At 44.7% G+C, this 22,150-nt stretch carries 13 protein-coding genes; 6 read left to right on the top strand and 7 right to left on the bottom strand.

From position 1 onward, the window contains the following. Positions 1–632 precede the first annotated feature (632 nt). On the bottom strand, positions 633–1,613 hold the full coding sequence (locus tag GGD38_RS33390; protein WP_375302447.1) for a helix-turn-helix transcriptional regulator: 981 nt from the start codon (positions 1,611–1,613) through the stop codon (positions 633–635). Between the two features lie 608 nt (positions 1,614–2,221). Between GGD38_RS33390 and GGD38_RS33385 the strand changes: the two genes are divergently transcribed. From GGD38_RS33385 to GGD38_RS33375, 3 genes are all read left to right on the top strand, one after another. Further along, a complete protein-coding gene (locus tag GGD38_RS33385) occupies positions 2,222–2,446 on the top strand; it encodes a hypothetical protein (protein WP_375302446.1) in 225 nt (74 codons plus the stop codon). 325 nt (positions 2,447–2,771) lie between these two features. Beyond that, a complete protein-coding gene (locus GGD38_RS33380; RefSeq protein ID WP_375302445.1) occupies positions 2,772–9,212 on the top strand; it encodes a HAMP domain-containing protein in 6,441 nt (2,146 codons plus the stop codon). Positions 9,213–9,244: 32 nt separating this feature from the next. Continuing rightward, positions 9,245–10,543 carry a response regulator gene (locus GGD38_RS33375; protein WP_375302444.1) on the top strand — a complete coding sequence of 433 codons (1,299 nt, stop codon included), beginning with the start codon at positions 9,245–9,247 and terminating at the stop codon, positions 10,541–10,543. 59 nt (positions 10,544–10,602) lie between these two features. Here the strand turns inward: GGD38_RS33375 and GGD38_RS33370 are convergent, their stop codons facing one another. Beyond that, positions 10,603–11,052, bottom strand: coding sequence for a response regulator (locus tag GGD38_RS33370; protein ID WP_375302443.1), 450 nt, complete (start codon positions 11,050–11,052; stop codon positions 10,603–10,605). Positions 11,053–11,233: 181 nt separating this feature from the next. Here GGD38_RS33370 and GGD38_RS33365 point away from each other — a divergent pair, with 181 nt between their 5' ends. Next, positions 11,234–11,539, top strand: coding sequence for a hypothetical protein (locus tag GGD38_RS33365; protein WP_375302442.1), 306 nt, complete (start codon positions 11,234–11,236; stop codon positions 11,537–11,539). Between the two features lie 120 nt (positions 11,540–11,659). Here the strand turns inward: GGD38_RS33365 and nagB are convergent, their stop codons facing one another. The 3 genes from nagB to GGD38_RS33350 form a co-directional block, all read right to left on the bottom strand. Continuing rightward, on the bottom strand, positions 11,660–13,567 hold the full coding sequence (gene nagB / locus GGD38_RS33360; protein WP_375302441.1) for a glucosamine-6-phosphate deaminase: 1,908 nt from the start codon (positions 13,565–13,567) through the stop codon (positions 11,660–11,662). A gap of 116 nt (positions 13,568–13,683) precedes the next feature. After that, positions 13,684–15,261 (bottom strand): beta-N-acetylhexosaminidase, encoded by a 1,578-nt coding sequence (locus tag GGD38_RS33355; protein ID WP_375302440.1) that lies wholly within the window; start codon positions 15,259–15,261, stop codon positions 13,684–13,686. 318 nt (positions 15,262–15,579) lie between these two features. After that, entirely contained in the window at positions 15,580–17,478 is a 1,899-nt protein-coding gene (locus GGD38_RS33350) for a CocE/NonD family hydrolase (protein ID WP_375303946.1), read from the bottom strand. Between the two features lie 144 nt (positions 17,479–17,622). Between GGD38_RS33350 and GGD38_RS33345 the strand changes: the two genes are divergently transcribed. Together GGD38_RS33345 and GGD38_RS33340 are read left to right on the top strand one after the other, a co-directional pair. Beyond that, entirely contained in the window at positions 17,623–18,651 is a 1,029-nt protein-coding gene (locus tag GGD38_RS33345) for a N(4)-(beta-N-acetylglucosaminyl)-L-asparaginase (protein WP_375302437.1), read from the top strand. Between the two features lie 141 nt (positions 18,652–18,792). After that, complete coding sequence (locus tag GGD38_RS33340; protein ID WP_375302436.1) at positions 18,793–19,512, top strand: copper homeostasis protein CutC; 720 nt, start codon at positions 18,793–18,795, stop codon at positions 19,510–19,512. A 12-nt stretch (positions 19,513–19,524) separates the two neighbouring features. Here the strand turns inward: GGD38_RS33340 and GGD38_RS33335 are convergent, their stop codons facing one another. After that, complete coding sequence (locus GGD38_RS33335) at positions 19,525–20,235, bottom strand: hypothetical protein (protein WP_375303945.1); 711 nt, start codon at positions 20,233–20,235, stop codon at positions 19,525–19,527. A 58-nt stretch (positions 20,236–20,293) separates the two neighbouring features. Continuing rightward, positions 20,294–22,114: a M61 family metallopeptidase gene (locus GGD38_RS33330; RefSeq protein ID WP_375302434.1), complete on the bottom strand. Its 1,821-nt coding sequence runs from the start codon at positions 22,112–22,114 to the stop codon at positions 20,294–20,296. Positions 22,115–22,150: the final 36 nt, after the last annotated feature.

The raw sequence follows: 22,150 nt of genomic DNA, 5'->3' as shown, positions 1-22,150 counted from the left end.
TATAAAAACACATGCGCCGGTAATGAACATATAATATTTACCGGAATGTAATTTAGTAGGAGCGATGTGTTATGAATAGCCATGCAGACCCTCACAAAAGTATGCATTGGCTTAACCAATTTTTCCGGCAATTAAAATATGCGGTCACTACCAGCGCAGGAGTTACACTAATCAACCAACACCATGATAAACCTTATCTTATGAAATGTAGACGATGATTTTTTACGTTGTTCCTGAATTTTTGGCAACCTCTTCAAGTAGGTGATAAGTGGCTTTAGATAGCGACGGATTGGAATTTGGATTATGGATCATAACATAGATCATCACCTGCTACAACGTCTATATAAAGTTACTAATAGATATACAATGCTTCCAAATTTCCCCATCATAAATATTTTGCCAAAAAAGTGAAAACTCAATATTTTTTTTACCTGTATGTATAAAAGCGATAAATGGAAAACCCCCTTTTGTAGCGACCTTTCAGCGACCTTATAGCGACCTTATAGCGATGTTATAGCGATGCAGGCCCATGGTAACTCCATAGTAAATCCATGGCAACTTCTATGTTGTTTCTCCCTTTATCAACTCTATCACCGGTATCAACATATCAACTCCCTCGTCAACTCGTTAACTCAATCCGCATTCTCCTTACTCCTTTCCCTCGCCGTTATATTATAATATTTCTTGAACGCTTTAGAAAAAGCACTTAAGTTGGTATAGCCAACTTCTTCGGCCACCTGCGATACCGAAAATTTTTTGCCCGATAAAAGCTGCCAGGCTTTTTCCATTCTTATATCGCGTAGGTAATCGGCACAACTGCTATGGTATAGTTGCTGAAACCCCGTCTTCAGTTTATAATCGTTGAGACCGGTTAGCTGGGTAAGCTCTTTAAGCGTCCATTCGTGTTTTAAATTTTCTTCCATATGGGTGCGGGCTAAATAAATGGCCTGTGCCTCCTGCATGGAAAGTGTTACCGGTTCCCATACAGGATGGTCTGAAATGTTTTCGAGGCAAAGCGTTAACAAGGCCAGTGATCTGGAGTGTAATGATGTTGTAGCGCGTTTGCCGCTATATATCAATTGGTGTACATGGGTTAAAAGGGTTCGGCTGGCTACCTGGTTAACCGGTGCTAACATAGCCGGTTGCAGGTGCATAACTTTTTTCTGAAAATCATTCATTAGAACTAAAGGTGGTAACTTTTGACACAATGTATATGTTGGAAAATGTACATCAACAGTAAAGTATATCCCGGGATGTTGACAGTGTACCCGGTTGCTTTGAAAAGGAATATATAATAAGTTATACCCCTGTTCATAAAAAATAACATTGCCCAATCCCTCTAAATGATACTGTATATGATTTGTTAAATGAAAGCGCAATTTTAACATTGGTTCATCTTCCTGCATGGTGAATGTGCAGCTCCGGTTCACCAAAAAATGTTGTAATCGTATGAATATCCCATTGCTTTGAAGCTGCTGAAACAATATATGGCCGAAATTTCCCGAGGTGGCAATGGATGTTGCTCCCTGCACTACATACGCATCCAGCGCGTTGGGAAGCTGATCGGAGAACGCCAGTTCTTTGTGATTATCTGCAATCAATTTTATTTGCATACCTACCAATAATTTAATGGGCCGTTATTTGTTACGCCGAGCCTGAATTAATGTGATAATGTGATAATTTGCTAATGTGATAATGTAAATACAGTCGCGGCCATTTCGTTAGGCAACGGAGTATCAGGGATGCCGAACAGAAAGCATTATCTCATTATCACATTATCTCACTAGCTAATTAACAATGGCAATAGCATGCATTTTACAGGTGGCCTGTTATGTTAGGGAAACAGGATACTGTAAATGAAAACCAATAGGCGAACACGTATTGCCAAACGTTAGAGAAATAATTACGCTATGCAGTGCTATCATCAGGCCCTTGTGGGAAGTTGTAGGTATGCTATATTACGCATGTAGAGAAGGCAGCTGCACCGGCTAAAGATAAGGGAATTTAATACCAATCATTTATGAAATCGGATTTAAATGCCACCCTTACAAAAACATTTTGTCGCTTTTGGCGCATGCCTGCCCGCTTTGCGAGGTGAAATTTTATTTGTGCTGAAATACCACCTTTATCGTAACCCCCGGTTTTTTAAAAAAAATGTCATTCTTCTTATCTTAAATGGTTATCCGAAGAATATCGCGAATGCACCTATGCGCAGGCATTTATGATATTGTTAAATGATAATGCACCTATTGGTCAGCTTGAGGTAGTACCGGCCGCGGAAGGCGATTACCGGATTTACGTGCCGGTGATGCCTGTTATTGAACCGGTTTCTGACAGTGCCATACAGATCGTTCAAACCTGCTTCAGGCTGCTAACATTTATTGCTATTCATTTGGCAACATTTTATAATATATCGACGTTGGTCACCTGCCTTAGTTGCTGCTAAACTGGCCCTGGTCTTGTAATTAGATATAGGATTTACTTTCGCTAATAATTTGATTATGAATAGTCATTTGGGCAATGAGTTGCCCAATTTGGGGAGGCGTGGCCTAAATGGGGATAATGTATATGAATAATTTGGCTAACTGTCTATAAAAAGCAGGTGAAAACTGTATGAATTCCTACCAAAAAATCGGAACACTGTTTGAAATTAAAAACGGCGTTGTATCGGCTGCTATTGGTGAATATGGAACATTGATTGTTCGACGCCGTTACAGCCCCTTTGTAAACTGCTTTTCAAAAAAAAACTGTAAAATCTAAAATACCTGATTATGGCGCGTTCAAAACCCAGTACTACCCGCTCAAACCGGCAGAATGTACCAGCTGCAGTGCCTGCGAATGGCAAACAAGTTCCTCCCAAAAAGCGTCCCAAAATAGTAAGTGAAGAAGAAAGTGACTTAACAGATCGACAGTTAAGCGGATACCTCGATTCGCGTGAACTGTTACATGTATTAACGCAGGTGAAAAATGGAAACTTTAGTGTACGCATGCCCATTGATCAGGTGGGGTTAAGCGGAAAGATCTGCGATACACTCAACGAAATAATTTCTCTTAACGAAAAAATGATGATGGAGTTTACCCGTGCCGGTAATACCATTGGTAAACAGGGTAAACTTAATCAGCGTATAGAGCTGCCCAATGCCCGTGGCGCCTGGCGTACGGGGGTTGAATCACTTAACATCCTTATCTCTGACCTGGTGCACCCCACCATTGAGATCGCCGATGTGATCAGTTCGGTGGCAAAAGGTAACCTCTCAAAAGAAATGCCGCTCGAAATAGGCGGTCACGTTTTACAGGGTGAATTTGCCACCATTGCCAAAGAAGTGAACGACATGGTGAAACAGCTGAACCTGTTCTCCATGGAGGTAACCCGCGTGGCGCGTGAAGTAGGTTCTGAAGGTAAACTGGGTGGCCAGGCAAAAGTAAAAGGGGTAGGTGGTGTATGGAAAGACCTTACCGACTCGGTAAACCAAATGGCCAGTAATCTTACGGGCCAGGTGCGTAACATTGCCGAGGTAACTACCGCTGTGGCAAAAGGTGACCTGTCGAAAAAGATCACGGTTGACGTAAAAGGGGAGATCCTCGAGTTGAAGAACACCATCAATACCATGGTGGACCAGTTGAACTCCTTCTCCTCTGAGGTAACGCGTGTGGCGCTTGAGGTAGGTACCGAAGGTAAGCTGGGTGGTCAGGCACAGGTAAAAGGGGTTGCCGGAACCTGGAAAGACCTTACCGACTCGGTAAACCAAATGGCCAACAACCTCACCGGTCAGGTACGTAACATTGCCGAGGTAACTACCGCGGTGGCAAAGGGTGATCTTAGCCGTAAGATCACCGTAGACGTAAAAGGTGAGATCCTTGAATTAAAGAATACGATCAATACGATGGTTGACCAGTTGAACTCCTTCTCGGCCGAGGTAACGCGTGTGGCGCGTGAAGTAGGTTCCGAAGGTAAACTGGGTGGCCAGGCAAAAGTAAAAGGGGTAGGTGGTGTATGGAAAGACCTTACCGACTCGGTAAACCAAATGGCCGGTAACCTTACGGGCCAGGTGCGTAATATTGCCGAGGTAACCACTGCGGTGGCAAAGGGTGACCTTAGCCGTAAGATCACGGTGGATGTGCGCGGTGAGATCCTTGAGCTGAAGAATACCATCAATACCATGGTGGACCAGTTGAACTCCTTCTCCTCCGAGGTAACGCGTGTGGCGCTTGAGGTGGGTACCGAAGGTAAACTGGGTGGGCAGGCACAGGTAAAAGGAGTAGCCGGAACCTGGAAAGACCTTACCGACTCGGTGAATGGTATGGCCAGTAACCTTACCGGCCAGGTGCGTAACATTGCCGAGGTAACCACGGCGGTGGCAAAGGGTGACCTTAGCCGTAAGATCACGGTGGATGTGCGCGGTGAGATCCTGGAGCTGAAGAATACCATCAACACCATGGTGGACCAGTTGAACTCGTTTGGTTCTGAAGTAACGCGTGTGGCGCGTGAAGTAGGTTCTGAAGGTAAACTGGGCGGACAGGCTGATGTGCCGGGTGTAGGTGGTACCTGGAAAGATTTAACAGATAGCGTAAATAAAATGGCCAGTAACCTTACCGGCCAGGTACGTAACATTGCCGAGGTAACAACGGCAGTGGCAAATGGTGACCTTAGCCGTAAGATCGATGTGGATGTAAAAGGTGAGATCCTGGAGTTGAAGAACACCATTAATACGATGGTGGACCAGCTGCGTGGTTTTGCATCGGAAGTAACGCGCGTGGCGCGTGAGGTAGGTAGTGAAGGTAAACTGGGTGGCCAGGCGGAAGTACGTGGTGTGGCCGGAACCTGGAAAGACCTTACCGACTCGGTGAACATGATGGCCAGTAACCTTACCGGCCAGGTGCGTAACATTGCCGAGGTAACCACCGCGGTGGCAAAGGGTGACCTTAGCCGTAAGATCACGGTGGACGTACGCGGTGAGATCCTGGAGTTGAAGAATACCATCAACACCATGGTGGACCAGCTGAACGGTTTCGCATCGGAAGTAACGCGTGTGGCCCGTGAGGTGGGTAGCGAAGGTAAACTGGGCGGACAGGCAGATGTACCTGGTGTGGCTGGTACCTGGAAAGACTTAACGGATAGTGTAAATAAAATGGCGAGTAACCTTACCTCGCAGGTGCGTAACATTGCCGAGGTAACCACTGCGGTGGCAAATGGTGACCTTAGCCGGAAGATTGACGTAAACGTAAAAGGTGAGATCCTGGAGCTGAAGAATACCATCAATACGATGGTGGACCAGCTGCGCGGTTTTGCATCGGAAGTAACGCGTGTGGCGCGTGAGGTGGGTACCGAAGGTAAACTTGGCGGACAGGCGAACGTGCCTGGTGTGGCCGGAACCTGGAAGGACCTTACCGACTCGGTGAACCAAATGGCCGGTAACCTTACCGCCCAGGTGCGTAACATTGCCGATGTGGCCATTGCGGTGGCGAACGGCGACATGTCGAAAAAAATTACGGTTGACGTACGTGGTGAAATTTTGCAGCTTAAAGAAACGCTCAATACAATGGTTGACCAGCTGCGTGCCTTTGCATCGGAAGTAACCCGTGTGGCGCGTGAGGTAGGTACCGATGGTAAATTGGGCGGACAGGCGTTTGTACCTGGTGTGGCCGGAACCTGGAAAGACCTTACCGACTCGGTGAACCAAATGACTGGTAACCTTACCGACCAGGTGCGTAACATTGCCGAGGTAACCAAGGCGGTGGCAAGTGGCGATCTGTCGAAAACAGTGGCTATCGACGTTAAAGGTGAGATCCTTGATCTGAAGAATACGATCAATACGATGGTGGACCAGTTACAAGGCTTTGCATCGGAGGTAACGCGTGTGGCCCGTGAGGTGGGCACCGAAGGTAAACTGGGAGGGCAAGCGGAAGTACGTGGTGTGGCTGGTACCTGGAAAGATTTGACCGACTCGGTTAACATGATGGCCAGTAACCTTACCAACCAGGTGCGTGGTATTGCCAAGGTGGTAACCGCGGTGGCTACCGGTAACCTGAAACAAAAGCTAACCATTGTATCGCGCGGTGAGGTGGCGCAACTGATTGATACCATCAATGAAATGATTGATACGCTGGCCACCTTTGCCGATCAGGTAACTACTGTGGCCCGCGAGGTGGGTGTTGAAGGCCGCCTGGGTGGGCAGGCCAGTGTGCCCGGTGCGAGTGGTATTTGGAAAAACCTTACCGAAAACGTGAACCAGCTGGCGCAGAACCTTACCACACAGGTACGTTCTATTTCTGAAGTGGCGTCGGCGGTAACAAAAGGTGACCTTACCCGAACCATTAGGGTAGAAGCAAAAGGGGAGGTGGAAGCGTTGAAAGATACCATCAACCAAATGATCACCAACCTGCGCGAAACAACCCTGCGTAACCAGGAGCAGGACTGGTTGAAATCGAACCTCGCCAAATTCGGTCAAATGTTGCAGGGGCAACGCGATCTGAAGACCGTAACACAAAGGATCCTGTCGGAGCTGGCGCGGGTAGTAAGCGCACACTTTGGCGCCTTCTATATTTTACGCCAGGATGAGGATACCAATAATGAAGTAAAACTGAACCTGTTTGCAGCGTACGGCTACAAATCAGATAGAAATATTCAAACCGAATTTAGCATTGGCGAAGGCCTGGTAGGGCAGGTGGCGTTCGAAAAAGAACGTATCATTCTCTCCAATGTGCCGGCCAATTACATTCGTATAAGTTCGGCATTAGGAAAAGCAAAACCGGCCAATGTGATCATTTTGCCGGTGTTGTTCGAAAACAACGTAAAAGCGGTAATTGAGCTGGCTTCGCTCGATACCTTTAGCCAAACGCACCTCGACTTCCTAAGCCAGTTAACCGAAAGTATCGGTATCGTGCTGAACACCATTGAGGCGAATACACGAACCGAAGAACTGCTGTCGCAATCGCAATCACTGGCAAGTGAGTTGAAAGTGCAACAGGAAGAGCTGCGCAGAACGAACGATGAGCTGCAGGATAAAGCGCTGTTGCTGGTAAAACAAAAGAACGAGGTGGAAGCCAAAAACAAGGAGGTGGAAGAGGCCCGTCGCTCACTGGAAGAAAAAGCAGAGCAGTTAACACTTACTTCAAAGTATAAGTCGGAGTTCCTGGCAAACATGTCGCACGAGTTACGTACGCCGCTGAACAGTTTACTGATCCTGGCGCAACAACTGTACGAGAATGCCGAAGGAAACTTAACCGAAAAGCAGATCCGCTACGCCAAAACCATTCACTCCTGTGGTGATGACCTTATTCAACTTATCAACGATATCCTCGACCTGTCGAAGATCGAATCGGGTTTCATTACCGCCAATATTGCACCGGTACGTTTCTTCGAGATCACTTCGTTTGTGGAAACAACCTTCAAGCCAATTGCAGAAGCGCGCCATTTACGTTTTACAATAGAAACAGATACCCGTTTGCCAGAAACCATGGAAACGGATATTCAACGGTTGAACCAGATATTGAAGAACCTGCTGTCGAATTCATTTAAATTTACTGAGAAAGGGGAAGTGAAGCTGAAGATCTATGATGCCAACAGGAACTGGAAACCGGGTAACGCCATGCTCGACAATGCGCAACGTGTTGTTGCCTTTGCTATCAATGATACGGGTATTGGTATACCGCTTGAGAAACAAAGTATCATCTTCGAAGCTTTTCAACAGGCCGAAGGAAGTACCAGCCGCAAATACGGCGGTACCGGTTTGGGTTTGTCAATCAGTCGCGGGTTGACCGAACTGTTGGGTGGTACCATTGAGCTGGATAGTACACCAGGCCAGGGAAGTACATTTACCCTGTTTTTGCCAATAGATAATGTTTCTGGCGTGGTAACCCGCGAGGCGCCCGCCAACCTGAACGAATACCAATATCAGTTAGGCAGTGATAGCGGCGAAATTGATACCCTGTTAAATTCAATACGGGTAACCGGCGAAGGGAACGATTCGGGAAGTATGCATATCGTAAATGAAATGATTAATGATACCGGTGATGATCGCAATAATGTACAACCAAGTGAAAAGGCCATTCTTATTGTGGAAGACGATATAAGGTTTGGGAAGATCATTATTGAGAAAGCGCATCAATACGGTTTGAAAGCTATTGTGGCCACCAACTATATTGAAGTGTTCGACTTTATTAACCGGTTCACACCTATAGCCATTACGCTCGATGTGAAGTTGCCCGATACCAGCGGCTGGAAGGTGATGGAGTTATTACGCAACGACCTTAGTTACCGGCATATACCAATTCATTTGATCTCAGGTGAAGAGAACAAGGCCCTGGCACTAAAACGTGGCGCCCGCAGTTTTAGGTTAAAACCGCTCGATAACGAATCGCTTAACGATCTGTTCGATGATATAGTTTCATTTAACAAGAAAGATGTAAAACAGATACTGGTAGTGGAAGATAACGAGGTAGACGCTTCACAGATAGTTAAATTATTGAACACCGACAATATGCAGGTAACGCTGGCCGAAACCGGCGAAAAAGCCATGCATGAGATCAATAATAAAGATTTCGATTGCATCATTCTCGATTATTCGCTGCCCGACCTGCCCGGTAGTGAGTTGGTGAACCAGGTGGCCGAAAGAAAACCAAGGCTTACACCGGTGATCATGTATTCGGCAAAAGAGTTCAATAAAAAAGAACTGCAACAATTGAACAATGTGAGCAGCAAGATCCTGCTGAAAGGCGTAAACTCACTGGAACATTTGTTGGAAGAAACCATTCTTCACCTGCACATCAACCATAAAGACCTGCAGGCCGAAAAACGGAAAGTGATAGAGAATATCAGAAAGAAGGAAGATATTCTTACCGGTAAAAATATTTTGGTGGTTGATGACGATGTACGCAATTTATTTGCACTAACTACAGTTTTTGAACGTTATAATATTAATGTTATTACGGCCGAAAGTGGTAAGGAGGCGATAAATATTATACGCGATGATAATCCGAAAATAGATATGGTTCTGATGGACATCATGATGCCGGAAATGGATGGGTACGAAACAACACAAAAGATACGGCGCGAACATAAGAACAGCACATTGCCCATTATTGCGGTAACGGCAAAAGCGATGAAAGGCGACAGGCAAAAGTGTATTGAGGCAGGAGCATCGGATTATATCACAAAACCCTTGAAAATAGATCAGCTGTTATCTCTTATGAGAGTATGGTTCTATAAATAACAGTTACTAGTTGAAAAAGAAACCCTAACATAATGCGTCCAAAAATTTTGTTAGTTGATGATCGCGAGGATAATTTAATGTCTATGGAAGCCATTCTGGCTCCTGATGGCTATACTTTTGTTAAAGCCAGTTCGGGAAGCCAGGCATTGAAGATCCTGTTGAATGAGATTGATTTTGCGCTTATCCTGATGGATGTAAAAATGCCCAACCTGAATGGATTTGAAACGGCTGCCCTTATCTATGAACGCGAGAAACTCAAACACATTCCAATAATTTTCATCACCGCCAATAATTACGGTGAGGAGAATGTTTACAAAGGCTACCGCATGGGTGCCGTAGATTATATTTATAAACCCATTAATAGTGAACTATTACGTGCAAAGGTGAGCGTACTGGTTGACCTGTACCGCAAAAATCACCGCCTTATTGAGCAGGAGAAGCGGCTTATTATCATAAACCGTAACCTCGAAATGGAGGTCACCGAACGTAAGGCTTCTGAAGAACGGGTAAAAGAACTGAACCGTCAGTTGTTGGAAAATATAGCGCTGCTGGAGTCGGCTAACCGCGATCTCGATCGTTTCGCTTTCATGGCCTCGCACGACCTGCAAGAGCCTTTGCGTAAGATCCGCACGTTTAGTGATCTGTTGTTTGTAAAATACCAGCAGGTGCTCGATACGCCCGCTATAAATTACATTAACCGTATACAAAATGCCGCGGTGCGTATGCAAACGCTTATCAGTGATATACTGGCATTTTCACGTATCAATAATGAGAAGGACACTTTTGTAAATTATAACCTCAATATTGTTTTACAGGAGGCTATAGATGAGCTGGATTCTACCATTCAGGAGAAAAAAGGCAGGTTGGAAATACAGGAGCTGCCAGCCATAGATGTAAACCCCGGTTTAATACGTCCGCTTTTTGAGAATCTGTTAAGCAATGCGCTTAAGTATTCTAAAAAAGACGAACCACCGGTAATAAACATTCGTTCAGAAATAATTACTGCCACCACCTCTAATAAAGAGCCGGTGCAATATTGCCGTATTTATGTACAGGATAACGGCATTGGCTTCGACCAGGTATACGCCGAACAGATCTTCGATATGTTCAGACGGTTGCATGTACATAGTGAATTTGAGGGAACAGGCATTGGTCTCACCCTTTGTAAAAAGATCGTTGAAAAGCACAATGGGTTTATTTCGGTGCAAAGCAAGGTTGGTAAAGGGTCTACCTTTATTATTTCGTTGCCGGTTCACCAGGCTACAGTTGAGAACACGCCAGCCACGCCCAGTGCGGATGCCGATACATTACTGATGTTTGGGAAAAAATAAAAGGTCTCTATAATGATTTTAACCGTGTCACAGTCCGAAACCGTGACACGGTTACTTTTTTATTGTGGGTTAAGAACAAACATAGAGCGGGGAGGGAAATACAATACTTTTTTCCAGTCGATACTGAAGATCTTTTCAAGAATGGTTTTCAATTCAACCAATGTATGCGGTTTAATGGCATACAGGTTTGAACCCTCACGATAACAGAACTCAATATTTTGCAGATCGTTCAATGAAGAATATACAATAATGGGAATGGCGTCGTATTTCCTGTTAGCCCTTATTTCACGTAAGCATTGACGCCCGTCTTTGCACGGCATTAACAGGTCGAGAAAGACTATATCTGGATTGTTTTCGTCCAACAGTTTAAAAAGGAGGTCGCCGTTCTCTGCCCTTGATAATATCACTTTGAAAGACAGCTCTTCAATGGCCAGTGAAAATATCAGGTAGTCCTCGTCGTCATCCTCTGCAATTAGTACGTTTGTTGGATACTGATTAGAAACATTCATATATATACTTTTTTTTGCCTGCTTCCCCCGCCCATTTAGTTGGGAGACCTCAAAACATTAACATCACTTTTTAAAACGAATATAAACCACAAATAAAAGCAATAAGAATACCGAAAATACAATCAAAATCCCAATGATGGAATACAATTTTTAGACTACTGCTTTATAAAAACAGTAAAGTATGCAGGAGAATACCAGGTATATTGTATTGTTTTACGACCACAGCGACAGTATCCACTCTATGAAACATTTGTTGTATGATCTGCCGGTCCCTGTAATAGTAGATTGTGTAGAGAATTTTCAACAACTTTTAGATCATCTTGACAATAGGCTTCCGGACCTGATAATCGTATATGTTAATGCTCCGGGAAAAAGGTATATAGATCACCTGAAAAGCCTGCGGGTAAATATCGGGATAGATGAAATTCCGGTATACGTGTTCAACGAGTTGCCCGAAAAACAAACACTGATAGATCTTATGAAGTGATGCCTTTTAGAAGAGTTGTAAAAGGCATTATAATGAAAAAGGGAAGGCCCCGTTTTAAGGAGGCTTTCCCTTTCTTATTTGAAGGCGCTCACCTGTTTGAGCTATTCCTGTAAAGCACAATTAAAAATGCCAGCGTACGAAGGCTTCCATTGCCGCGTACTTGGTAAGCCCCAGCTGGGCGTACAAATTGGCGGTATTGGCGTTTCTGTCTTCGGCGCGCTGCCAGAATTCGCGGCTGTCGCTTCCCTGGAAGGGAACCATGTCTTTTTGCGACTGGTGAATGAAAATGCCAAAACGCTTTTTCATTACCTGGTCGGGGCTCATAGGAATGGCCATTTCTATTTCACTAAGGTCCCACTCCTGCCAGGCGCCTTTGTACAACCAAACCCAGCAGTCTTTTATCCACTCGTCGCCAGCTTCTTTTATGCGGCGTAACGATTCGAATACGATATCGAGACATACTTTATGAGTGCCATGCGGATCGGCCAGGTCGCCGGCGCAATATACCTGGTGAGGTTTTATTTTGCGCAGCAGCTCCATGGTAAGCTTTATATCCTCTTCGCCCATCGGTTTCTTTTCAATGGTACCGGTTTCGTAGAAGGGCAGGTTCTGAAAGTGGTAGTTATCTTCTTTTATGCCCACATAGCGGCAGGTAGCTTTAGCCTCACAACGGCGTATAAGCCCTTTTACCGCCCTGATCTCCGGGGTGTCTATCTGGTTCGACTTCTTTGATTTAAGGTACTGACGGGCCTGTTCCAGAATGTCCTTCGATTTTTTGCTGTCAACCCCAAACATATCTTCAAAACCTACGGCAAAATCCATGAAACGGGTAACAAACTCGTCGGTAACGGCAATGTTACCTGAGGTTTGGTAGGCTACATGTACATCGTGCCCCTGGTCGTGCAAACGCTGAAAGGTACCACCCATTGAAATAATATCATCATCGGGGTGGGGGGAGAAGATAACACAACGTTTGGGATATGGCTTGCTGCGTTCGGGATGGTTAGGTAAATTAACATCGGGTTTACCGCCGGGCCAGCCGGTGATGCTGTCGCGCAGCATATAATACACCTGCAGGTTGAGCTCGTAAGCGTCACCTACTTCAACAAGCAGATCGCTTAAGCCGGCATCGCGGTAATCAACGTTTGTAAGGCTCAACAGTGGTTTGTTCACTTTCAGTGCCATATTCACCACAGCCTTGCGGATCATTTTAGGTGTCCACTCGGTATCGCCGGTAAGCCAGGGCGATTTAAAGCGGGTAAGATCTGCAGCTGCGATCTCATCGAGAATGAACAGCGTGTCGTTATGTTGTTGTAATAAAGAAGCAGGAATTTGTTCGGTAACATTATCCTCAACCGCTTTTTGTACTACAGCGGTTTTGGCAGGGCCCCAGGCCATCAGTAAAATGCGTTTTGCTTTTAAGATGGTGCTGATACCCATAGTTACAGCCAGGCGGGGTACTTCAGAAATGTTCGCAAATTCATGTGAATTGGCGATGCGGGTTGAAGTATCCAATGTTATCAGGCGTGTGCGTGAAAGAATGCTTGAACCGGGTTCGTTAAAACCGATATGCCCATTGTTACCAATGCCCAGTACCTGCAGATCGATGCCACCGGCATTATCGATCATGTTCTCATACTCCAGGCAATGTGCTTTGATGCTTTCTTTAGGTGTTTCGCCATTTGGAATGTGAATGTTCTTGGGGTCAATATCAATGTGATCGAACAAATGCTTGTGCATAAAGCGATAATAGCTTTGCAGCGCATCGTTGTCAATGGGATAGTATTCATCCAAATTAAAAGTGATCACATTCTTAAAGCTTAAGCCTTCTTCTTTATGAAGGCGTACCAGCTCGGCATACATGGAACGCGGTGTTGAACCGGTTGCCAGGCCTAATACACAGGGTTGGCCGGCCGCTTGTTTACTGCGGATGAGATCGGCTATTTCCCTGGCTGCGAATTTTGATCCTTCTTTCTGATCGGGATAAATACGTACAGGTATCTTCTCAAACGAATCAACCATGCTCATAAATAATCGGTTTTTAATAGTTGCGCGAAATTAAAGCTATTTCCAGTATTCGAAAGGAATTGCGGTTCTTTTCGGGTAATTAAGGGCAAACGATTGCAAAATGCTTACTATAATAACTATTCAAACGTTTTATTGTAGTCGGTGCCCCACAAAGTATAACGTTTACATTGTTCCTGTAAGCGTTTTTCAAAATCGCTCCAGTTGCGTTTTTCTGAAGGGCTCCATAAAACTTCACTCAATGCACTTGCCCGCGGGAAGATCATATACTCAACTTTTTTAGGATTGGTTACATATTCCGTCCATAAATTGGCTTGCGCCCCCAATATATGTTTGGCTTCCGCTGGGGTCAGTTCTTTTGACAATGGTTCATAATTGTACACCTTGTTAACGGGTACATACCCGCCAATTGTTAAAGAGTCTTCTTTCTTAGCCTGTGAATAATCGAAATAAACATATGTGGTAGGCGTCATAATAACATCATGATTTTGCTTGGCAGCTTCAATACCACCTTTCTCACCACGCCAGCTCATGACAACTGCATTGGGGGCAAGACCACCTTCCAGTATTTCATCCCAGCCAATGATCGTTTTGCCTTTGCTGTTGATGTATTTTTCCATGCGCTGCACAAAATAACTTTGCAACTCATGTTCATCTTTCAGTTTATTATCGGCCATTCTCTTTTGGCACTTAGGGCATTTCTTCCAGCTTTCTTTAGGACATTCATCACCGCCTATATGTACATATTTTGAAGGGAATAAAGGAATAACTTCATCGAGTACATTTTGCAGAAAAGTAAAAACAGAATCATTGCCTGCACAAAATACGTCGTTGAATACGCCCCATGTTTGTTGCACTTCATAAGGACCACCGGTACAACCCAAATTGTTATATGCTGTAAGCGCTGCTGATGCATGACCAGGCATTTCAATTTCAGGCAAAACAGTAATATACCTTTTGGCAGCATACTCCACTATTTCTTTTACTTCTTTTTGCGTATAGAAGCCGCCGTAGCGAATGCTGTCGTTACCGGTGCCGGGGTGGTGGCCTATGATAGTGCCATTGCGCCAGGCGCCTGCCTTTGTAAGGTTGGGATATTTTTTTATCTCTATGCGCCAGCCCTGGTCATCTGTTAAGTGCCAGTGAAAATAATTCATCTTATGCAGCGCTATATAATCAATATAACGTTTTACAAAACTTACCGGAAAGAAATGGCGGCTTACATCTAAATGAAGACCGCGATATTGAAAGCGCGGATAGTCTTTAATAGTAACATACGCTACAGGTAAGCTGTTTGTTTTTACAGTAGGCAGTAACTGAAGCAAGGTTTGTACGCCATAAAAAGTACCGGTTTCATTATCGCCACCAATATATACACCCTTGGCATTTACTTCCATATTATACGCACCGGCAATTGGATGGTCCAGGCGATCAAAGTTCAGTCGAATGCCGGGTGTTGCACCTGCTTTTTTAACTATTGGTAAAGTAAAACCATATACCTGTTTCAGATAATCATTCAGAAAACGGGCTGAGTTCTCGAGCCCTGAGCCTTCCAGAATAATAGGTGTTTTGGCCGTAATGGTAAAATTACCGGCAGCTTCCGGCAGCTTTAATTCAGCAGGCTGCGGAATAATGTTTACCTGTGCATACATGTTGATGGTCAGGAGCAATGAGGCAATAAACCAAACTTTTTTCATAATGTTTAAAATGTTAATACCCTTTGTCACTCAACTAAATAGTGTCAATGGTAGATGTTTTGTAATGAAAATAAAATGAGTATACCGCGCCTGCGCGGTACTGTGTAGCCTGGTTTTAAGTGTTGAGAGACAGTGTGCGTATTATAAGTGCATAGATCCTGAGAGGCTGCAATATAAGTTGAAAAGTTGATAAGTTAACGAGTTGACTAGGGAAAAGCCCGACTATTGGCTAACTCACGAAAGTGCTGTTGGTCATTAAAGCAAACAGGTTGACAAGCGATTGTCAACCTGTTTTCCTCGTCAACTCGTTAACCCAATTTACTTCAATACCGGTAATATTATACTACTGCTATTAGTTCCATCGTGATAAATTCTGATCGCCGCCTTCTGAAAATCGCTGTCATCGCATTCGTAAATATTTACAAACTTTTGCGGGTTGCGGTCGGCCAGCGGGAACCAGCTGCTTTGAATTTGTATCATCAGCTTATGGCCTTTTTGAAAAGTATGGGCCACATCGGGCAACTCAAATTTTACCCGTTCAATTTTGTTTGGCTTAAATGCTTCGGGTATAGCAAAGCTTTTACGGAAACGGCCGCGCATTATTTCACCACGTACTAACATTTGATAGCCACCCATTGGGTAGGGGCCACCTGCATCGCGGCTTTGATTTGTGGTAGCGCCGGCATATTTGAAATCGTCGGGGAACACATCTATTACCTTTACTACAAAGTCGGCATCAGTTGTTGAAATGCTCGCAAGCAGGTCGGCTACAACCGTACCACCCAGGGTAAGGTCGCTGGTAAGTACATCTGTTTCAAAACTTATTACATCGGTACGGCGGCTGGCAAAACGCTGGTCATCGGTCATATAGTCGCGCGTACGGGTAAAGTGTACATTTTCTGTATATGGCACCGGATGTGCAGGGTCACTGATGTATTCGGTGAAACTGTTTTTGGAGGCAGGTTTGGTGTAGCTCAGTTTTCCACCGGCCTGCAAATAAATAGCTTCGTCTTTTTTATCGGCAGGTGGCCAGGTTTCAAATTGCTTCCATTCATTGGCGCCGGTAAAAAAGATGTTGGCTTCTGCCAGCTTTGAAATATCGCCCTTGCCTTTCAGATAATAGTTAAAGAAAGGTATTTCAATATTGTTCTGGTACCAAATGCTGGTGTTTGACCCAAAGCGTACGTTGCCCATATGGGTGCCATCGGTTGAAGCCCACTGGCCATGATACCAGGGGCCCATTACGATCCGGTTTTTGTTCTTTGCTTTTTTCTCAATGGCTTCGTACGTACGCCAGGCGCCAAAGCAATCCTCTGCATCAAATGTACCGCCTACAACCATTGTTGCAGTGCCGGCAGGCACATGATCAACAAAATTCCTGATGTTGCGGGCCTGCCACCATTCGTCATAATTAGGATGCGCATACATATCTTTCCAGAATTTCAGACTATCACCGGTAAGCTTCATAAAGTTCTTCAAAGCGCCAATGCGTAAATACGATTCGTAATTGTCGTTTGAAGGAATGCGAATGTTATTGGGCGGTCCAAATCTTGTTGGTGTGGGCCGGGGGTAACCAAATCCGCTTGCATAAAATGAAAACCCATCCAATATAAAAAAGGCGCCGTTGTGATGGAAGTCGTCACCAATAAACCAATCGGTTACCGGCGCTTGCGGACTTACCGCTTTTAATGCCGGGTGGCCGCTTAATGCCGCCATGGTTGAGTAAAAGCCCGGGTACGAAATACCCATTACGCCTACATTGCCATTGTTGTTTTCGAGATTCTTTATCAACCAGTCGATGGTATCGTAGGTATCGCTGGCTTCATCAATATCCTGGTTTGTTTTTTTATTCGGGTTGAACGGGCGTACATCAACAAATTCTCCTTCGCTCATCCAGCGGCCGCGCACATCCTGAAACACGATGGTGTAATTCTCACGTGTATAGTATTTGAAATAGCGTAACCACAGTCCGGCGTTGAAATTGCTTTCACCATAAGGATTGCAGGAATATGGTGTTCGCATTAACAGAATAGGGTGTTTTTCGGTTGCATCTTTCGGCACATACATGGCAGTAAACAATTTTATGCCATCGCGCATGGGGATAGACACTTCTTTTTTTATGTAATTGTCACGAACGAAAGCCGAATCCTGTTCATGTTGAGCGTAAGCAAAACAGGCAAACTGTATTGCAAAAAGTAAAAACAGTAATTTTCTCATGATAAGCGCTTAATTTAGATTTTTAAAAATAGTGAATTAGCGCCATCGAAAAGCATTACAGATCCGTGAAAGTGTAACACTTATACTTCAGCGGCATTAAACCATCGAAATAGTTCGGGTTTAAGTCACATTAAAATTGTTATCATGTCAACAAGGAGAAAATTTTTACAAACATCGTTCCTGGGTTCAATTGGCCTGTTTAGCGGAAAAAAAATAATGGCGCAATCAGATGCAGATTATCCAACAATAAAGAACGAACCTATTGTACTATCTACATGGGATTTTGGTAAAGCAGCGAACACAGAGGCCTGGACAATCCTTGGCAAAGGCGGCCGGGCATTAGATGCGGTTGAGGCCGGCGTTAAGATCCCTGAAGCCGACCCCAACAACCAATCGGTTGGTTATGGTGGTTTACCCGACCGTGATGGCCATGTTACGCTCGACGCCTGTATAATGGATGAATATTATAATTGCGGTTCGGTAATGGGCCTCGAAAATATCATTCATGCTATTTCTGTTGCCCGGTTGGTGATGGAAAAAACACCACATGTGGTGCTGATTGGTGAGGGCGCTTTTCAATTTGCATTGGCCAATGGGTTTAAAAAAGAAAACCTGTTAACACCCGAGAGCGAAAAAGCCTGGAAGGAATGGTTAAAGACCTCGAAGTATGAGCCCATTATGAACATCGAGAACAAGCTGCATAAACCCGCAAGCGGCGGTGACATGCCGGGCGGGCCCAACAATCATGATACCATTGGCATGATTGCCATGGATGCCAGCGGCAATTGCAGTGGCGCCTGTACTACAAGTGGTATGGCATTTAAAATGCGTGGCCGGGTAGGGGATTCACCCATCATTGGCGCCGGATTATATGTTGATAACGAAGTGGGCGCTGCAACTTCTACCGGTGTTGGTGAAGAAGTGATAAGGATCGTTGGTTCGCATTTGGTGGTAGAGTTAATGCGTCAGGGGCTTGAGCCGGAAGCTGCATGTAAGAAAGCTGTAGAGCGTATTATTAGCCGCAACCCTGAGAAAGCTAAAAAGGTACAGGTAGGTTTTCTTGCATTAAATAAAAAAGGCCAGTACGGCGGGTACGCGTTGCAGCCAGGATTTACGTTTGCTGTGAAGAGTGGCAAAGAAGAGCGGATCATTAAAGCGAAGAGTATATATTAGTTTGTAGTTTGTGGTTTGTTGTTTGTGGTTCATTAATTTCGTGAATTCACTATTAAAATGGCGCCTCGCGAGTTTCAAAGCGCGGCAGCAACCACAAACCATAAACTACAAACCACAAACAGTTTTAATATAGGATAATCTATGTTATTAGAAGTATGCGCGTTTAATTTACAATCATCAGTTATCGCAGAAAGGGTAGGGGCAAAACGGGTGGAGTTATGCGAAAACCCGGCAGATGGGGGCACTACACCATCTTATGGCACCATAAAACAAACCCGTGAGAAGATCGGTATTGCTTTATACCCCATTATAAGACCACGCGGCGGCAACTTCTTTTATGATGAAGATGAGTTTGCTATTATAAAACAGGATATCCTGTTGTGTAAACAACTGGGCTGCGATGGTATTTCAACAGGTGTGCATTTGCAAAACGGTGAAATAGATACAGAGCGGTTAAAACGTATAGTAGAATGGGCTTACCCCATGGGTGTAACCTGTCATCGCGTGTTCGATGCTACGCCTAATCCGTTTAAGGCGTTGGAAGAAATTATTGACTGCGGTTGCGAGCGCATATTAACGAGCGGACAAAAAAGCGCAGCGCCTGAAGCCATTGATATGCTGGCCGATCTGGTGCAACGGGCCGCGGGCCGCATTATCATAATGCCGGGGGCCGGGGTTCGTTCTTCCAATGTTGAAATGTTGATGAAGGGTACCGGTGCTACCGAGTTTCATACCTCGGCCCGTATGGCAGCGCCCGACCCGGTAACCTTTCGTAACCCGGCCATTGCCGATGCTACTGACTGGTATATTGCCAACGAAGGAGAATTAAATAAGATAATAGATATTTTAAAAAAGGCCTAAAGCCAATAAATATTAAAGCCCGGGCGTTTGCAATAAACGTTCGGGCTTTTTATTGTTCCTTATTTTAAATAACATACCTATATGGCCAAACCAGGGAAACACCCTTACGCCATTGCTCCATTCGCCGGTGTTTTTGATGGCCAGTCCCTGCAATAGTTCAAACCGAACATTTTTACCGCCTATTGCTATACCAAAATAGGGTTGATAATACCACAGGTAATCATTGAATGGCGAGCTTTCTTTAGTGCCTTTATAACTGAGGTAGTTTACCTGTAATCCAATATAACCATCGAGGCGGGCGCCACCCAGTTTTACGTCTACGGCTGAGTGTTGTAATTGAAAGAACGTACGGTTGAAATCGCCCGTTAAGCCGGTGCGTTTTTTTTCGTTACTGCCGCCACTGTGACCTATATAAAAACTGGTTACACCATCATGCTTTTCGGCATCGGTTTGAATGCCTGCAGAAAACTCAAATTCTTTACTGCCATAATCATCATTGCCCGGGGGCAGCGTACTTACCCAGGCATTTACATTAATGTTTTTTGTAATAGCAAGGCCGCCCTTGGCACCAATGCCTGGTGAGCCAAACATAAAACCCAACTGCCCTTCTCCTGTACGGCTATAGGCTGTTGTGTTCATGGCGGCAGGTACATAGCTGTAACTGGGTGGTTTGCAGCTGTAAATAGAATAACAGGCACCTATAAGGCAGGCAATTTTTTTCATATGCAGTATTTTGCATATGAAAGATAGATACATTATGAAAATTGAACAAGCTTGTTTTTTACTTCACTTTCGTGCCCAGCCAGTTGTTACGAAATTCTTTCATTTCATTGGTTAGGGTTAAACCTGCCTGCTCATAAGTAGTAAGCGAATAAGCGGGGTTTTCACCCAGGGTAATAGTAGCGGTTTTTGTTTCCTTGCGGTGTTTGTATTGTATGCTTATGGCATCACCGGGTTTGTGGCTGCTGAGGACCTCATTTATATCGGCTGCACGGGCTACCAGTTTACCATCCAATTGAGTGATGGCATCTTCAACATCCAAACCGGCATTGTATAGCGGCGTTCCTATAATGGTGTTAGAGCTGATGATAGTGGTGTTTTCGGCATATTGTACATTGCCCAGCCAGGCTTTGCCGGCATATTGCTTTTTCAATGTAAGCCCTGCTTTTTCCAGTAGGGGAGTATAGTTAAACGATTCATGGCCATTAACGTAACGGCTAAAGAAATCGGCAGCAAATGTTTTGTCGCTGGTTACTTCAGCCAACACATCTTCCAGTCCCTGTACGGTATAAGCTATTTCGGGTTTGCCAAAGCGTTTCCACAAGCCCGTCATATAATCATCTAATGTAAGTTTATATTTAGTGCGCAGTGTAAGATCGAGGGCCAGGGCAATAGCGCCACCATAAGGATAATATGAGCTGTACATGTTGGGGTAGTTCGTTCTGTCAACCGCAACACCAGCATCTACAAAAACGGCATGGCGACTTACGTCAGCTGGTGAAAAGCGTTTAGCGCCCATTGTGTTTTCCTTAGTGTTTATGAGCCCGGCCATTGATACCAGTGCACCCTCAATGGGTTTTAACCCGGCCCGGCATAATATTAGTTCGCCGTAATATTGCGTAAACCCTTCTGCACACCAAAGTTCATTACTCATGTTGCTTTTTTCAAAGTTGAAGGGTTCCAGTGTTTTGGGACGAATACGTTCTACATTCCAGCAGTGAAAGAACTCATGCGAGAAAACGCCCAACAGGTTATTGCCACCGTTAAATTCATAGGGAATGCTTATCATGGTTGAGTTACGGTGTTCCATGCCATCACCTTCTACGTATGGGTTAATGCTGGCAATGAAGGTATAACCGCCATAATCGTATGCTGGTACTTCGCCAAATACCGCCTGTGCTTCCTGTGTAATGCGTTTTACCCTGGCGGCAAACGAACTTACCAGGGTATCGGGCGCATCTGCTTCCAGCGCCAGTTTAAATGTATAATTGTTGCCATTGGGATTTTTAATATGCCATTCCTTCCAGTTAAGCAGGCCTATTTTGGTAGGGCAATCCATAAAGTATTGCAGACCTGGTGCGCTAAATTCAGTGGGGTTGACGGTTGGTTTTAACTGGGTAGCGATGGTCCATCTTTTATCAAGCGCCGTGGTATTGAACAGAACGGTAATGGGGGCTTTATCAAACCCCTTGATCCACATAAAAGCGGAAGGCATGTTGAGGTGAATGCTGCTTTGATCAATACCCGAATAAGTGCCATCGGGGTAAGCTGCATATAAGGTGTAATTCAACTGAACGGTACCTTTCTGTTTGGGCACTTCCCATACATCGCCATCTATACGGTTAACGGTTATGGCATTTCCTTCACCATCTAATGCTTCTACATCATATACATTCTTTCCAAATTCGTGGGTAGCGTACCGGCCCGGTGAGGAACGGCTCATACGAAAGGTGGCTTTACCGGCTGGTATACCGGTTACGGTCATGAAGATCCTGGCTTCATGATGTTGAATGTTGGGAAAGGTTACTGTATAATGGATCTGTTGAGCATAGGTACGTGACATGCAAAGTACGGCAAGGAACAGGCATATTTTTCTTGTCATAATCTTGTGTTGATATTACCGGGTTACAATATACTG

Origin of the sequence: Niastella sp. OAS944 (genome assembly GCA_024809215.1) — a bacterium.
Classification (GTDB): Bacteria; Bacteroidota; Bacteroidia; order Chitinophagales; family Chitinophagaceae; genus Niastella.
Note: the sequence above shows the minus strand (reverse complement) of the source record. Positions and strands in the feature narration are given on the sequence as shown.

What these genes read in the sequence shown, in the direction of transcription:
- GGD38_RS33385 (WP_375302446.1), top strand. Translation starts at nt 2,222, where the DNA reads ATGATATTGTTAAATGATAATGCACCTATTGGTCAGCTTGAGGTAGTA.
- GGD38_RS33340 (WP_375302436.1), top strand. Translation starts at nt 18,793, where the DNA reads ATGTTATTAGAAGTATGCGCGTTTAATTTACAATCATCAGTTATCGCA.
- GGD38_RS33380 (WP_375302445.1), top strand. Translation starts at nt 2,772, where the DNA reads ATGGCGCGTTCAAAACCCAGTACTACCCGCTCAAACCGGCAGAATGTA.
- GGD38_RS33375 (WP_375302444.1), top strand. Translation starts at nt 9,245, where the DNA reads ATGCGTCCAAAAATTTTGTTAGTTGATGATCGCGAGGATAATTTAATG.
- nagB (WP_375302441.1), bottom strand. Translation starts at nt 13,567, where the DNA reads ATGAGCATGGTTGATTCGTTTGAGAAGATACCTGTACGTATTTATCCC.
- GGD38_RS33345 (WP_375302437.1), top strand. Translation starts at nt 17,623, where the DNA reads ATGTCAACAAGGAGAAAATTTTTACAAACATCGTTCCTGGGTTCAATT.
- GGD38_RS33355 (WP_375302440.1), bottom strand. Translation starts at nt 15,261, where the DNA reads ATGAAAAAAGTTTGGTTTATTGCCTCATTGCTCCTGACCATCAACATG.
- GGD38_RS33330 (WP_375302434.1), bottom strand. Translation starts at nt 22,114, where the DNA reads ATGACAAGAAAAATATGCCTGTTCCTTGCCGTACTTTGCATGTCACGT.
- GGD38_RS33370 (WP_375302443.1), bottom strand. Translation starts at nt 11,052, where the DNA reads ATGAATGTTTCTAATCAGTATCCAACAAACGTACTAATTGCAGAGGAT.
- GGD38_RS33365 (WP_375302442.1), top strand. Translation starts at nt 11,234, where the DNA reads ATGCAGGAGAATACCAGGTATATTGTATTGTTTTACGACCACAGCGAC.
- GGD38_RS33335 (WP_375303945.1), bottom strand. Translation starts at nt 20,235, where the DNA reads ATGAAAAAAATTGCCTGCCTTATAGGTGCCTGTTATTCTATTTACAGC.
- GGD38_RS33390 (WP_375302447.1), bottom strand. Translation starts at nt 1,613, where the DNA reads ATGCAAATAAAATTGATTGCAGATAATCACAAAGAACTGGCGTTCTCC.
- GGD38_RS33350 (WP_375303946.1), bottom strand. Translation starts at nt 17,478, where the DNA reads ATGAGAAAATTACTGTTTTTACTTTTTGCAATACAGTTTGCCTGTTTT.